Source organism: Pseudomonas sp. P7759, from assembly GCF_013386445.1.
GTDB lineage: Bacteria > Pseudomonadota > Gammaproteobacteria > Pseudomonadales > Pseudomonadaceae > Aquipseudomonas > Aquipseudomonas azotoformans_A.
The window spans coordinates 26,516-39,557 of sequence record NZ_JACART010000023.1 but is presented as its reverse complement, the minus strand read 5'-3'; the positions used below and the strand labels follow the sequence as shown (position 1 = coordinate 39,557).

The 13,042-nt window shown below is 62.0% G+C and carries 12 protein-coding genes; 8 read left to right on the top strand and 4 right to left on the bottom strand.

Annotated features, from left to right (window positions below; all coding sequences use genetic code 11):
- Positions 1–104: 104 nt before the first annotated feature.
- The 4 genes from HX823_RS19020 (at position 105) to HX823_RS19005 (ending at position 5,784) form a co-directional block, all read left to right on the top strand.
- Positions 105–545, top strand: a complete 441-nt coding sequence (locus tag HX823_RS19020) for a GNAT family N-acetyltransferase (RefSeq protein WP_177076043.1) — start codon at positions 105–107, stop codon at positions 543–545.
- Entirely contained in the window at positions 542–1,135 is a 594-nt protein-coding gene (locus HX823_RS19015; protein ID WP_177076041.1) for an FMN-dependent NADH-azoreductase, read from the top strand. Before HX823_RS19020 ends, HX823_RS19015 begins: the two co-directional genes overlap by 4 nt.
- 59 nt (positions 1,136–1,194) lie before the next feature.
- Positions 1,195–2,346, top strand: a complete 1,152-nt coding sequence (locus tag HX823_RS19010; protein ID WP_177076039.1) for a MalY/PatB family protein — start codon at positions 1,195–1,197, stop codon at positions 2,344–2,346.
- Between the two features lie 87 nt (positions 2,347–2,433).
- Positions 2,434–5,784, top strand: coding sequence for a hypothetical protein (locus tag HX823_RS19005; RefSeq protein ID WP_177076037.1), 3,351 nt, complete (start codon positions 2,434–2,436; stop codon positions 5,782–5,784).
- 118 nt (positions 5,785–5,902) lie between these two features.
- Here HX823_RS19005 and HX823_RS19000 read toward each other — a convergent pair whose 3' ends face one another.
- Positions 5,903–6,118: a molybdopterin-binding protein gene (locus HX823_RS19000; RefSeq protein WP_003173733.1), complete on the bottom strand. Its 216-nt coding sequence runs from the start codon at positions 6,116–6,118 to the stop codon at positions 5,903–5,905.
- Between the two features lie 318 nt (positions 6,119–6,436).
- Between HX823_RS19000 and HX823_RS18995 the strand changes: the two genes are divergently transcribed.
- The 3 genes from HX823_RS18995 to HX823_RS18985 are packed head-to-tail and all read left to right on the top strand — an operon-like array spanning position 6,437 to position 8,938.
- The gene (locus tag HX823_RS18995) at positions 6,437–7,393 is read left to right on the top strand and encodes an aliphatic sulfonate ABC transporter substrate-binding protein (protein WP_177076035.1); all 957 of its coding nucleotides are present in this window, start codon (positions 6,437–6,439) and stop codon (positions 7,391–7,393) included.
- A 10-nt stretch (positions 7,394–7,403) separates the two neighbouring features.
- Complete coding sequence (locus HX823_RS18990) at positions 7,404–8,225, top strand: ABC transporter permease (protein ID WP_033901642.1); 822 nt, start codon at positions 7,404–7,406, stop codon at positions 8,223–8,225.
- The gene (locus HX823_RS18985) at positions 8,222–8,938 is read left to right on the top strand and encodes an ABC transporter ATP-binding protein (RefSeq protein WP_038844018.1); all 717 of its coding nucleotides are present in this window, start codon (positions 8,222–8,224) and stop codon (positions 8,936–8,938) included. The genes HX823_RS18990 and HX823_RS18985 overlap by 4 nt, the downstream gene beginning before the upstream one ends.
- 223 nt (positions 8,939–9,161) lie before the next feature.
- On the opposite strand, the gene HX823_RS18980 is transcribed toward HX823_RS18985, so the two are convergent.
- From HX823_RS18980 to HX823_RS18970, 3 genes are all read right to left on the bottom strand, one after another.
- Positions 9,162–10,082 carry a FecR domain-containing protein gene (locus HX823_RS18980; RefSeq protein WP_177076033.1) on the bottom strand — a complete coding sequence of 307 codons (921 nt, stop codon included), beginning with the start codon at positions 10,080–10,082 and terminating at the stop codon, positions 9,162–9,164.
- On the bottom strand, positions 10,079–10,597 hold the full coding sequence (locus HX823_RS18975; protein ID WP_177076031.1) for a sigma-70 family RNA polymerase sigma factor: 519 nt from the start codon (positions 10,595–10,597) through the stop codon (positions 10,079–10,081). Before HX823_RS18975 ends, HX823_RS18980 begins: the two co-directional genes overlap by 4 nt.
- A 91-nt stretch (positions 10,598–10,688) precedes the next feature.
- Positions 10,689–11,630 carry a LysR family transcriptional regulator gene (locus HX823_RS18970; protein ID WP_177076029.1) on the bottom strand — a complete coding sequence of 314 codons (942 nt, stop codon included), beginning with the start codon at positions 11,628–11,630 and terminating at the stop codon, positions 10,689–10,691.
- Between the two features lie 116 nt (positions 11,631–11,746).
- Here HX823_RS18970 and HX823_RS18965 point away from each other — a divergent pair, with 116 nt between their 5' ends.
- Positions 11,747–13,042: an MFS transporter gene (locus HX823_RS18965; RefSeq protein ID WP_177076027.1), complete on the top strand. Its 1,296-nt coding sequence runs from the start codon at positions 11,747–11,749 to the stop codon at positions 13,040–13,042.

Sequence of the window (13,042 nt, the reverse complement as noted above, 5' to 3'; positions counted from 1 at the left end):
CCAAATATCGGATATGCCCCAACCCAAATGTCCAATCATGCCCCTGTCCCACCTCAGCCATACCCACAACAATGGCATACCCCTCACCACACAAAGCCCCCACCATGAATGACCACATCGAATTCACCCACCTGGAAACCGAGGCCGACCTCATCGCCAGCTTCCCAGTCATGCACCAACTACGCCCCCACCTCACCGACGCCGCCGCATTCGCCGAACAAATCCACCGCCAACGGCAAAACGGCTACCACCTGCTGGCAGCAAAAGAACACGGCAACGTAATCGGCCTCGCCGGCTATCGGCTAACCGAAAACACCCTGTATGGCCGCTTCATCTACGTAGATGACCTGGTCATAGACGCCACGCAACAAAGGCGCCGCCTGGGCGAACACCTGCTGGACCGCGTACGCGAAGAAACCCGCGCCCGAGGCTACCGCTGGCTGGTACTGGACACCGGCATGCACATGGCCCTGGCCCAGCGCTTCTATTTCCGCCAGGGCCTGTTGCCCCTGGGCATGCACTTCTCCCAGGACCTGAGCCAATGACCCGCGCCCTGCTCCTCAGTTTCAGTCCCCACGGCAAGGCCGCGCAGACCTTCAAGCTGGCCCGCGCCTTGTTGCGCGACCTGGTCCCCGACGCTGCGGTGACCGAGCGTGACTATGGCGGCCAGGCACTGCCGCCCCTGACCCGTGAATATGCCAACGCACTGACCACCCCCGGCGGACTCAGCGGCAGTGCCACGGCACTCTCGGAACAATTGATTGTGGAATTGGAAGCCTGCGACCTGCTGATCCTGTGCACCCCCGTGCATAATTTCACCGTGCCGGCGGCGCTCAAGGCCTGGATCGACCATGTGGTGCGCATCCAGCGCAGTTTTACGGTGAATGAACAGTTCGCCAAAGTCGGCTTGCTGCAGGACCGGCGTACCTTTGTGCTGGTCAGTTCAGGAAACGCCCGCAAGGGCCATGAGCCGGACTTCCTGACCCCGTACATGAGCACCATCCTGTCGACGGTGGGCATTCAGTCGGTGGATTTCGTCTACCTGCCGGCCATGGTGCGCGGGGAAGAAGCGGTCAACCGCGCCCTGGAACAGGCGCACCGGCAACTCGCGGCGGCAATCAGCTCTGGCCTATAAAAATAATGGCGCTAGAATCAGCGCCATTCTTGCGCCTGACTTCCTGATACGAGCCCCCCATGAGCTTTGATTTCGACACGATCCACCCCCGCCTCGGCACCGGCAGCACCAAGTGGAACCGTTACCCGCAAGACGTGTTGCCGATGTGGATCGCCGACATGGACATCGCCGCCCCGCCCGCCGTCCTGCATGCCCTGCACGCGCGCCTCGACCAACAGGTGCTGGGCTATAGCGTCGCCGGGCCGGATGTGCGCGAGGCAATCATCGCCGACCTGTGGGCCAAGTACGCTTGGCGCGTGCAGCCGGATGAACTGCTGTTCCTGCCCGGCGTCGAGCCCGGCTTCAATATGGCGCTGCACGCGTTTGTAAAGCCGGGCCAGGCCGTGGTGCTGCAAACCCCCAACTACCGGCCGATTCGCCTGGCGCCGGGGCACTGGAACCTGCCGCGCATCGAAGTGCCCTTCGAGTTGGTGAACGGCGAATACCTCACGCCAATGCCTGCGATGCGCCAGGCGCTGACCGGCGCGGGTGCGCTGTTGCTGAGCAACCCGCACAACCCCATGGGCAAAGTCTTCCCGCGCGAAGAACTGCTGGCCGTGGCCAACACCTGCCTGGAACACGGCGCGCTGATCATCTCCGACGAAATCCATGCCGAACTGTGCTTCGACGGCCGTCGCCACATTCCCACCGCCAGCCTCAGCCCCGAGATTGCCCAGCGCACCATTACCCTGATGTCGGCGAGCAAGGCCTACAACGTGGCCGGCCTGAAGACCTGCTTTGCGGTGATCCAGAACGCCGATATCCGCGAGCGCTTCAATAATGCCCGTTGCGGCATGGTCGACAGCGTCAGCCCCCTGGGCCTGGAAGCCACCCGCGCAGCCTACAGCCAGTGCAGTGATTGGCTCGACGCGCTGGTGCAATACCTGCAAAGCAACCGTGACTACCTGCTCGACGCCGTGCAAACCCGCCTGCCTGGCGTGGTCATGCATGCGCCACAAGGCACCTACCTGGCTTGGCTGGATTGCAGCGCCCTGGGCCTGGATGACCCACAGCAGTTTTTCCTGGAGCAGGCCAAGGTCGGCTTGAGCGCCGGGATCGAGTTTGGTGACGACAGCCAGCCATTCGTGCGCCTGAACTTCGGCTGCCCACGGGCCATGCTCGAAGAAGGCCTGCACCGCATGGAGCGCGCCCTGCGCAACCGTCAGGCCTAATTCACAACTTTTCGCAACGAGTGCCGAACCCCTGCTGTTACTGTTTTTGCCGACCGCCACAACCGGCTACAGCAGGAGTTTCATGGCATGACGACCCAGCCCCTCGATCGCTCGTCCGACCCCAAAGCCCTTCCCCGCACGCCGCCCAAGTCCGGCGCGCCGTTCCATGTGCTGCTCAAGAACAGCGCCAATAACAAGAAGGTCGAGGCCCACGACAAGACGCCGTCCGGGTTGGATGCCAGCAAGAAGGACGGCTATGAGTTGGCCGCCAAGGACGCAACGCCACCGCCGGCACTGGCCGACTACAAGGCCATCGGCCCGCCCGATGAAGTCGGCCCGGGGTTGATTCGTTATGAGACCCAGGACGGCAAGAAAGTCATCGTCAGCGAACAGGACAGCCCCGAGCTGTTCAAGCAGGTCAGTACCGACTTCAAGTCCCTCTCCGGCGTCGTCGCCAGCCAGAATGCCGGCTACCAGAGCCTCGGCGCCGATGGCAGCGCCCCGGCGAAACTCGCCGACTACAAATCCCTCGGCCCACCGGATGAAACCGGGCCAGGCGTGATCCGCTACGAGACCCAGGACGGCACCAAGGTCGTCATCAGCCAGCGCGACAACCCCGAGGCGTTCCAGAAAGCCAAGGACGCCTATGCCAGCTTCACCGGCCTGTCCAGCAGTGAAGACGCCGGCTACAAGCGCGCCAGCGACAATGAAGTGTGGCCACCCTACGGCGGCACGGCGGTTGGCCCGGTCGATGAAGTCGGCCCAGGCCTGATCCGCTTCGAAAGCAACGGCCAGAAGATGGTGGTGGCCCGCGACGACAACCCCAAGCTGTTCGATTACCTGGCCGGCCTGCATGAGGTCTACACCGATCCCGGCAAGAAAGCCGTGGTCGAAGGCGAGCTGAACAACGGCGCGGTGCTGGCCGACGCCAATACGCCAGTGCCGGGCCTCAACGACTACAAGAATTTCAACTGGAACAACGACCAGAAAGACAACATCCTCACCTATGAACTGCATGACGGCACCAAGGTGGTAGTGTCGGCCGACGTCAGCCCCGAGCTGTTCAAGAGCGTCGCCACGGCCAATGACACCTGGGCCAAGATCCACACCAGCGAAGGCGAAGGCTACAAGCTGGCCGGGCCGAATGACTTCCTGAAGAACACCGACATCACCTTCGGCTCCCCGGACGAACTGGGCGACGGCCTGATCCGCTACGAAACCAGCGAAGGCAAGGTCATCGTCTCCAAGGAACTCAGCCCGCAGCTCTACGACGATGTCGCGGCCAAGTGGGAAGCCTGGAGCGCCAGCTCGGTGGACGACACCCGCGCCAAGCACAACCTGCCCAAGGCCGACGAGCTGGACGTACTCAACCTGGACACCGGCGTACATGCCGATGAAAAGGACGATAAGTCGCCCACCCTCAGCGTCAGCGAGTTGGCCACCACCCAACTGATCGACACCTACCGCGAAGGCGTGAAGAACGGCTCGATCCCCAAGGACGACCCGCGCGCCAAGCTGGTTCGCGCCCTCGAAGCCCAGGCGGCCTACCAGAACGGCCACGGCATCACCGGCTACGAAGAGGCCAAGCGCCCGTTCAACACCACCTGGCGCGAGTTCGATGACAAGCAGACCGAGCTGACCTCGGCCGACATGCACGACATCATCGACGGCAAGGCCGTGCAAAAGCAGATCGGCGAGCTGTTCAACGACCCGACCGTGCAGGCTGACTACAAGTCGAAAATGGACGAGGCGATCAACAAACTGCCCAACAAGGACGAGATCAAGCAGAAGCTGCTGGACCTCACTTCCAACCCGGATTACGTGCTGTACCTCAAGGACCTGCAGAGCCAGGGCAAGACCTTTGAGGCGCAAAAAGACCTCAGCGACACCCTGACGTCGTTGTCGCTGTTCGACCCGGAAGCCGCGAGCAAGGCCGCGCAGAATATCCAGGCCGACGGTTTGACCACCGACCTCAACGCCATCCTGTCGGACCCGAGCAAGATCTCCGACGAGAACAAGGAACTGGCGACCAAGGACCTGTTCGGCCTGCTCAAAGGCGTGCTCAAGGGCAACGTGCTGGACTTGCCGCGCCGTACCCAGGAAACCCTGGAGAAATTCCTCAACGAAGGCCTGCAAGGCAAGGAAAAATCCGCCGCGGTCACCAAGGCCCTGGAAGAGCTGGGCGCCGTCTACCAGAAAAACGGTGCGATCAGCGAAGCCGACCTGAAAACCGCCTTGAGCAAACCCTACATTCCGGTGGCCGATCGCGGCATGCTTGGCGAAGTGTTCAACACCCTCAACAGCAAGGGCATCCTTGGCTCCCTGGGCGCTGGTGTGAGTCTGTTTTCCGGGATTTACCAACTGGTGGGCAAAGGCGGCAAGCTCGGTGAAACCCCGGCGCAACGCATGACCATCGCCAAGGACTTCCTGAGCTTCGCTGGCGGCTCCAGCCACTTCGTGCGCCTGGGCGACAAGATCGGTGAAGCCCTGGGCAAAGGCGGCCTGGTGGACTTCCTGGGGCTGGACAAGACCTTGCCGGAGATCTGGGGCAAGACCGGCATGCAGGAGCCGAACTTCGAGTTCCGCGTCAGCGAATTGCCCTCCGAGGTCAAATCCAAGATCGCCACCGCTCTCGATGCCGTGCCGGACAGCCAGTACGACGGCATCGCCAAGATGTTCGGCGACGGCGACAAGGCTGTCACCGAGGCCACCGAAGGCCTGGCCACGCACCTGGATGACGGCCTGGCAGCGGCGGGTGCGGCCAAGCTGGGCGCGTCGAAATCGGCGAAGATCGCCGGTTCCGTGATCAAGGTGCTCGGCCCGGCCACGGACATTGCCGGCGGTTTTGCCGACATCGTGTTGGGCGCATTGGCAATCAAGAGCGGCGTGAAGGATAAGGACCCCCTGGCCCAGGCGGCCGGCGGCCTGCAAGTGGCGGGCGGTGCGTTCGGTGCCTCGGCGGGCGTACTGGGGGCTGCGGCGCTGTTTGGCGCGGGCACGGCGGCGGCGTTGACCGGGCCGTTGTTCCTGGTGGGCGTGGTGTTGGCGGTGGTCGGCGGGATCATCGGCTACTTCGTCGACCACAACAAAAAGCAGAAGGCGACCGAAAAGGAAAACGACTGGTACCGCGACCTGGCCGGCGACGGTCTATTGCAGGACAACTGGGCTGACAAAGTCGAATACGCCCACTACGAAATCCACCATTACGGTGGCCGTGACGCGCCGACCGACGACAGCATCTTCCGATTCCAGCAGTCTGAATGGGAACACTTCGACGAGACCCCGCAAAAAGGCGGTTCGTCGAGCAACCGGCTGGATGGGGGCTTGCACAAGGATTACAAAGATCCCAACGAGAAACCGAAGAGTCTACCCAGCGATGCCCCGCCGGAAAGACCGCAGCCTCATCCACCCGGCGGTTCAGGCCCGAAAATAGCCTGAGTGTACGCAAAGCAAAATGTGGGAGCGGGCTTGCTCGCGAATGCGGAGTGTCAGTCGATACATTCATCACTGATATGGCGCTTTCGCGAGCAAGCCCGCTCCCACATTGGGATTGGGTTCACAGTTTGGCAATGGACACTTCGGTGGACTTCACAAACGCAATCACCTCACTGCCCACCTTCAATTCCAAGTCACGCACCGAACGGGTGGTGATCACCGAAGTGACAATGCCGGACGCGGTCTGCACGTCGATTTCCGACACCACTTCCCCCAGCAGGATTTCCTTGATCACGCCCTTGAACTGGTTGCGCACGTTGATTGCTTTAATGGTCATGTCGGCTTTCCTTTTGGCTGTTGGGTCAATCCGCACGAATGCGCAGGCCCTCAAAATGCGCCATCGCCAAGAACATTAAAAGGAATATATAACTCTTTATTTATTCGATAAGGATATATGAGAACTGTTGCCCAGCCAACAGCGCTTCAACAATCTGCCCTCTCCCACCACAGCTTAACGCCTCCTGAACCCCGGAAACACGCCTCCAAAGCACATGGCACAGAGACTGCATATTCCTATAAAGCATGATGGAACATGCAAACCAAATTTTCTGAATATAAGAAAAACCTTCTCTCAACGCCTTGCCGGAGCTGTTCCATGAAAGCCTTCACCCAACGCCTATTCGGCGCCTGCGCCCTCGCGCTGTGCCTGCAACCCCTGGCCCACGCCGCCGACACCGATCCCGCCGAAGTCAACCTCGACTATGCCTATTACTCGCCCGTCAGCCTGGTGCTCAAGCATTTCGGCTGGCTGGAACAAGCCTTGCCGCAATCCAAGGTGGGCTGGGTATTGAGCCAGGGCAGCAACCGTTCGCTGGAGTACCTCAACAGTGGCGGCGTGGACTTCGCCTCTTCCGCCAGCTTGTCGGCAGTGCTGAGCCGCGCCAACGGCAGCCCGATCAAATCGGTGTACGTGTACAGCCGCGCCGAATGGACCGCGCTGGTGGTGCGCAAGGACTCACCGTTCAAGACCGTCACCGACCTCAAGGGCAAGAAAATCGCCGCCACCAAGGGCACCGACCCATACCTGTTCACCCTGCGCAGCCTGCAACAGGCCGGGCTGAAAAAGGACGACGTGGAGCTGGTACACCTGCAACATCCGGACGGCCGTACCGCGCTGGAGAAAGGTGACGTGGACGCCTGGGCCGGTCTCGACCCGCACATGGCCGCCAGTGAAATCCAGGCCGGTTCGCGCCTGCTCTACCGCAATAAAGACTTCAACAGCTACGGCGTGGTCAGCGTCACAGAGAAGTTCGCCAAGGCGCATCCGCAGACCATCACCAAAGTGCTCGGTGCCTATGAAAAGGCGCGGGATTGGGCGGTGAAGCACCCGGATGAATTCGCCAAGCTGCTGGCCGACGAGTCCGGCCTGCCGTTGGAAGTGGCCAAGCTGCAACTCTCGCGCACCGACTTGAGCACGCCGTTCCTGAGCAGCAAAGATGTAGTGGCGTCGAAGGCGGCCGCGCCGATCCTGGTGTCGGAAGAGCTGGTGCGCAAAGGCGTGAACGTGGATCAGGTGATCGACCAGTTGATCGACACCTCGTTCGGCCATTAAGGAGCCCGTGATGACCAGCAAAACCCAAGCATTGCCCCTTGCCGCACCGGTGGTGATCAACCGCAGTGCCTGGCCAAGGCGGCTCAAGGGCCTGGTGTTGCCGGTGCTGATCCTGCTGGTGCTGGAGGTGGTGGTGCGCGTGGGTTGGCTGCCGTCGTACCAGATGCCGGCCCCCAGCGAGATCGCCGTCACCCTCACCGACCTGGCCGAAGGCGCATTGTGGAAGCACATCAGCGCCAGTCTGGGCCGGGTGCTGTTGGGCTTTGCCATTGGCGCCAGCCTGGCCCTGGTGTTTGCCGCCTGGGTCGGTTTGAGCCGCGAGGCCGAAGCCTACCTGGAACCGACGTTTGCCGGGCTGCGTTCGATCCCGAGCCTCGCCTGGGTCCCGCTGTTGCTGCTGTGGCTGGGCATCGACGAAACCTCGAAGATCGTGCTGATCGCGATTGGCGCCTTCTTCCCGGTGTACCTCAATGGCGTCGCGGCCATCCGCGATATCGACCGCAAGCTGGTGGAAGTCGGGCAGATGTACGGTTTCAGCCGGTGGCGGCTGGTGCGTCGGATCCTGCTACCCGCCGCCCTGCCCGGCCTGTTCACCGGGTTGCGCAGTGGCTTGAGCCTGGCGTGGATGTTTCTGGTGGCGGCCGAACTGATCGCGGCGACCAAGGGCTTGGGTTACCTGCTCAGTGATGGGCGGGAGACTTCGCGGCCGGATATCGTGCTGGCGGCGATTATCGTGTTGGCGCTGCTCGGCAAGGTCAGCGATGGCCTGCTCGCAGCACTGGAAACGCGTTGCCTGGCCTGGCGCGATACCTTCCAGGGAGCCGGGCAATGAGCGCGCAACCGCTGTTGGATATTCATGTCACGCGTAAAAGCTTCGCCAGCACCACCGTGTTGAAAGACGTGCGTTTGGCGCTGCAACCACGGGAAGCCGTGAGCCTGCTCGGCCCCAGCGGCTGCGGCAAAAGCACCTTGCTGCGCATCGTCGCCGGCCTGGAAACGGACTTCCAGGGTGAACTGCACAGCCCCGATGGCGAAGTGGCCTTTGTATTCCAGGAGCCACGGCTGATGCCCTGGCTCACGGTGGAACAGAACATCGGTTTCAGCGATGACAGCCACTACGACAAGGCCTGGGTCACGCAGTTGATCGAGGAAGTCGGCCTCAAGGGCTTTGCCCAGGCACTGCCCAAGGCATTGTCCGGCGGCATGGCGCAGCGGGTGGCCATTGCGCGGGGGCTGTATTCACGGCCGCAGGTGTTGCTGCTGGATGAGCCGTTCAGTGCAGTGGATGCGTTTACCCGCATGAAGCTGCAGGATTTGCTGCTGCAATTGGCCGAACACCATGCCATCGCCTTGTTGCTGGTGACCCATGATGTGGACGAGGCGCTGTACCTGAGTGACCGGGTGCTGGTGATGGACAACCGGCCGAGCAGCATTCGCCAGGAATTGGCGGTGAATCTGCCGCACCCGCGTGACCGGCGTGATCCGTTGCTGGCGCAACTCAAGGCGCAATCCCTGACTGAGCTGCAACGCGCTCATGTGATCTGACTCCATCATTGTGGTGAGCGAGCTTGCCCCGCGTTGGGCTGCGAAGCAGCCCTAAAAACAGACGCCGCGTTTCGTCAGGCTAAAATACGCTCGCAGTACTGGGGCTGCTTCGCAGCCCAGCGCGGGGCAAGCCCGCTCACCACAACAAGCCCGCTCACCACATGAAGCCTGCTCACTACAGCATGCCCAGTCACCACAGCAAGCCTGCTCACCCCATGAATGATCAAGTCATGGCTTTGCGCAAGGTTACCCAATACCGCGTCCGCGCCTGCACTTCCAGCCCCAGGCTTGAGGCCAGCAGGTTGAGGATGCGATCGGTGTCGTCCAGGCGAAAACTACCGGTAACCCGCAGGTCTTCCAGGCTCGGCTCCCAGCGCAACACACCCGGTCGATAACGCTCCAGCTCCCGCAGAAAGTCACCCAGCGTCTGATTCTGCGCGGTCAGCACGCCATCGCGCCAGCCGAGCTGCAGCACATCGAAAGGCACCCAGGTCCCTAGACCGCTGGCTTTGAGCGGCGCTTGCTGCCCACCTTGCAAGGTCGCCATCTGCCCGTTCAAATCGCGCACCTGGACCGAGCCCTTGAGCACCGACACCAGGCAACCCGTGGCCAACTGCCGCACACACACCTCAGCCTGGCTGACCCGCAGCTCGCCGTAGCGTGTGTGCACGGTCATCACCGTCGTGCCTGGCACATTCAACGCCAGCTCGCCCTCCACCAGGCTGATGCGGTGCTGCGCCAGGTCTACGTCCACCGCCGTAGCGGTATTGAGCTGCAAGCTGCCGCCATCGGCCAAGGACATGCGTTTGCGCTCGCCGGTAGCAGTATGCAAGTCGGCACGCCAGGCCTCGATGGGCAATTGACGGCTGATCAACCACGCGGTCGGCACCAGTGCAGCGATCCCCAGCGCACGCTTGAGCACGGCACGGCGTCCCGGTTGCGGACGGTCGAGGCTGGCCATCGCCAAGGCCTGGGGCAAGTCGCTGAACCGCTGGCGCAGGGTCTGGGCTTTTTGCCAGGTCTGTTCATGCTGGGGGTGGCTGTCACGCCAATGCTGCAACGCGGCGTGATCACGCTCGGTGGCCGCACCGGACTCCAGCAGCGCCAACCATTGCGCGGCGGCGCGGGCGACGTCGCGGCTCACAGATCCACCAGCAGGCAGTGTTCGTAGGCCTGGGCCATGTAGCGTTTTACGGTGCGTTCCGACACATCCAGGCGTTCCGCGATCTCTCGGTAGCCCAAGCCTTCCAGTTGGCTCCACAGGAAGGCTCGGCGGACCAGCACCGGCAAACCATCGAGCAATTCGTCCAGAGCTTGCAGTGTTTCCAGCACCAGCCAACGCTGTTCGGGCGACGGCACGCAGGCTTCAGGGAGACTCGCCAAGGCCTTCAGATAGGCCTGTTCAAGGCTGCGTCGCTGATGAAAATTCACTAATAGACGCTTGCCGACGGTCACCAGGTAGGCACGCGGCTCCTGCATCTGCGCAATCGGCTGGGCGCTGGCGAGCACCCGCAAGAACGTATCCTGGCTCAGGTCAGCCGCATCCCAGGCATTGCCCAGGCGCCGACGCAGCCAGCCTTCCAGCCAACTGCGATGGTCACGGTACAGGCTCGACAACGTCAGCTCGTTGGCGTGGGTCGGAACAACAGCATCATTCATGGCAAGCGACCTGCGCGGCGCGAGTGAGTCTCAAATGAGATTCATTCTATTTAATATGGTACCGACGCACCATGCCCTTTACACATCACGTTCAAAGCATCGCGGCCTTCTGCCGCAACAAGTCGATGAACAACCCCAGTTCACGGCTCACCACTTCGCCTTTGCGCAACAACATGCCAAACGGCGCCAGTCGCACGTCGAGGGCCACCGGCAGCGCCACCACCAGGCCCATTTTCAGGTAATCACGCAGTGCGCTTTCGGACAGCACCATCACGGCGTCGGTCAGCTGGATCAACTGCTGCATGGAGTACACCGAGCTGCACTCGATGATGTCCGCCGGGCTGGGCAGCGCCAGATCCTGCAGCGCCTGGTCGAAGCCGATGCGCGCAGGGCTGGTTTGCGGTTGCAGGATCCATGGCCAGTCGCGTACCAGTTCATCCAGCATCAACTGCTCACGCTGGGCCAGGGGGTGGCCGGCGTGCACCACCACCAGCAAGCGTTCGTTGCCCAGGGGTTCGAAGCTGTAGTGCTCGTTGTCGGTGGCGGCATTACGGCGCGAGATAGCCAGGTCGATGCGTCCCTGTTCAAGCAACTGGATCACTTGGTCGCTGGTGTCACCCATGATGCGGATACGCAGTTGCGGGTTCAGCGATTTGATCTGCGCGATGGAATCCATCACCAGGTCCGGCGCCGCCCCCATGATGGTGCCAATCGACAGGTAGCCGTATCCGCCCTGCTGCCGCGCCATTAAGTCTTCGGCACACCGGTCCAATCCGCCCAGGGCGGATTCGGCAAAACGGATCAACTCCTGCCCGAGCGCTGTAGGGCGCATGCCCCTCGGCAGACGCTCGAAGAGATCACACGCAAACATGTCCTCGATTTCGCGCAGCATGCGCGTGGCGGCAGGCTGCGACATGTTCAGCGCCTGTGACGCACGGTGCAGGTTTTGGCTGGAGCTCAGCGCGACGAGCATATGCAGGTGCTTGTAGCGCAGGCGGTTGAACAGGCTGGGAGAGATCGCGGGACTGCGCATTTTTATCCTTGTTATCGATACCCTGAGGTTATCACTTGTAAGCGAGATTCGATTTGTAGCGTATTGCTCGGCCGCCGTACAGTCCGTCCCATAAGAACAAAACATCGGACGCCACTATGAAAACCCTCCCCGCGCCCCTGCTCACCAAGATTTCCTGGCGACTACTGCCCTTCCTGCTGTTGATGTACATCATGGCCTTTCTCGACCGCGCCAACGTCGGGTTTGCCAAACAAGCTTTCCAGGCCGACACCGGTCTAAGCGACGCCGCCTTTGCGTTTGGCGCCGGCGTGTTTTTTGTCGGCTACGCGCTGCTCGAAGTGCCGAGCAACCTGATCCTGCACCGCGTCGGCGCCCGTCTGTGGATGTGCCGCATCATGGTCAGCTGGGGCCTGATCTCGGCGGCCATGGTGTTTGCGCACAACGAAACCAGCTTTTACGTGCTGCGCTTTTTACTCGGCGTGGCCGAAGCCGGATTTTTCCCCGGCGTCATTCTTTACCTTACCTACTGGTTCCCCCAGGCCGTGCGCGGCAAGGCCATGGGTTTCTTCTATTTCGGTGCGCCGCTGGCCTTCATCTTCGGTAGCCCGTTATCCGGTTTGCTGCTGGAAATGGATGGGTTTGGCGGCATACACGGCTGGCAGTGGCTGTTCGCGGTGGAAGGCCTGATGGCGACCGCAGTAGGCATTTGGGCCTATTGGTACCTCGACAATCGCCCCGCCGATGCCAAGTGGCTGACCTTTGCTGAACGCCAGCAGATCCAAAGCCTGCTGGACAGCGAAGACCAGCACAAAACCTCCCACGGTCGCAGCCTGCTCACCGTGCTGTGCCAACCCGCGGTGTTGTACTTGTGCCTGGTGTACCTGCTGATCCAGGCCAGCGTCTACGGCGTGGTGTTTTACCTGCCGACCCAAGTGGGCGATCTGCTCGGCGCCAAGGTCGGCTTGATGGTCGGGCTGGTCTCGGCCATTCCCTGGCTCTGCGCACTGTTTGCAGCCTGGTGGATTCCCAGCTACAGCGACCGTACCGGCCTGCGTCGCCAGACCGCCTGCCTGACCCTGCTGATGGCTGCCGCCGGCATCGCCTGCTCGGTGACTTTCGCCAACCCGCTGCTGGGCATGCTCGCCCTGTGCTTTGCCGCCTCGGGGTTCATCGCCGTGCAACCGGTGTTCTGGACTTTCCCCTCCAGCTACCTGGCCGGCAGCGCTGCCGCAGCCGGCATTGCACTGATCAATTCCTTCGGCGCCCTCGGTGGCTTCATCGCCCCGGTCATCAAGCATTGGGCCGAAGGCGCCTTCAATTCCCCGGCAGCCGGCCTGTACCTGCTGTCCGCCACCACGGTACTGGCTGCATTGCTGGTGCTGGGCATCCATTCACCCGGCCGCACCGCGTCGAAAACGCCGGCCACTGTTTAA

Coding starts and splice junctions, on each gene's coding strand:
- HX823_RS19020 (WP_177076043.1), top strand. CDS start 105: ATGAATGACCACATCGAATTCACCCACCTGGAAACCGAGGCCGACCTC.
- HX823_RS19015 (WP_177076041.1), top strand. CDS start 542: ATGACCCGCGCCCTGCTCCTCAGTTTCAGTCCCCACGGCAAGGCCGCG.
- HX823_RS19010 (WP_177076039.1), top strand. CDS start 1,195: ATGAGCTTTGATTTCGACACGATCCACCCCCGCCTCGGCACCGGCAGC.
- HX823_RS19005 (WP_177076037.1), top strand. CDS start 2,434: ATGACGACCCAGCCCCTCGATCGCTCGTCCGACCCCAAAGCCCTTCCC.
- HX823_RS19000 (WP_003173733.1), bottom strand. CDS start 6,118: ATGACCATTAAAGCAATCAACGTGCGCAACCAGTTCAAGGGCGTGATC.
- HX823_RS18995 (WP_177076035.1), top strand. CDS start 6,437: ATGAAAGCCTTCACCCAACGCCTATTCGGCGCCTGCGCCCTCGCGCTG.
- HX823_RS18990 (WP_033901642.1), top strand. CDS start 7,404: ATGACCAGCAAAACCCAAGCATTGCCCCTTGCCGCACCGGTGGTGATC.
- HX823_RS18985 (WP_038844018.1), top strand. CDS start 8,222: ATGAGCGCGCAACCGCTGTTGGATATTCATGTCACGCGTAAAAGCTTC.
- HX823_RS18975 (WP_177076031.1), bottom strand. CDS start 10,597: ATGAATGATGCTGTTGTTCCGACCCACGCCAACGAGCTGACGTTGTCG.
- HX823_RS18970 (WP_177076029.1), bottom strand. CDS start 11,630: ATGCGCAGTCCCGCGATCTCTCCCAGCCTGTTCAACCGCCTGCGCTAC.
- HX823_RS18965 (WP_177076027.1), top strand. CDS start 11,747: ATGAAAACCCTCCCCGCGCCCCTGCTCACCAAGATTTCCTGGCGACTA.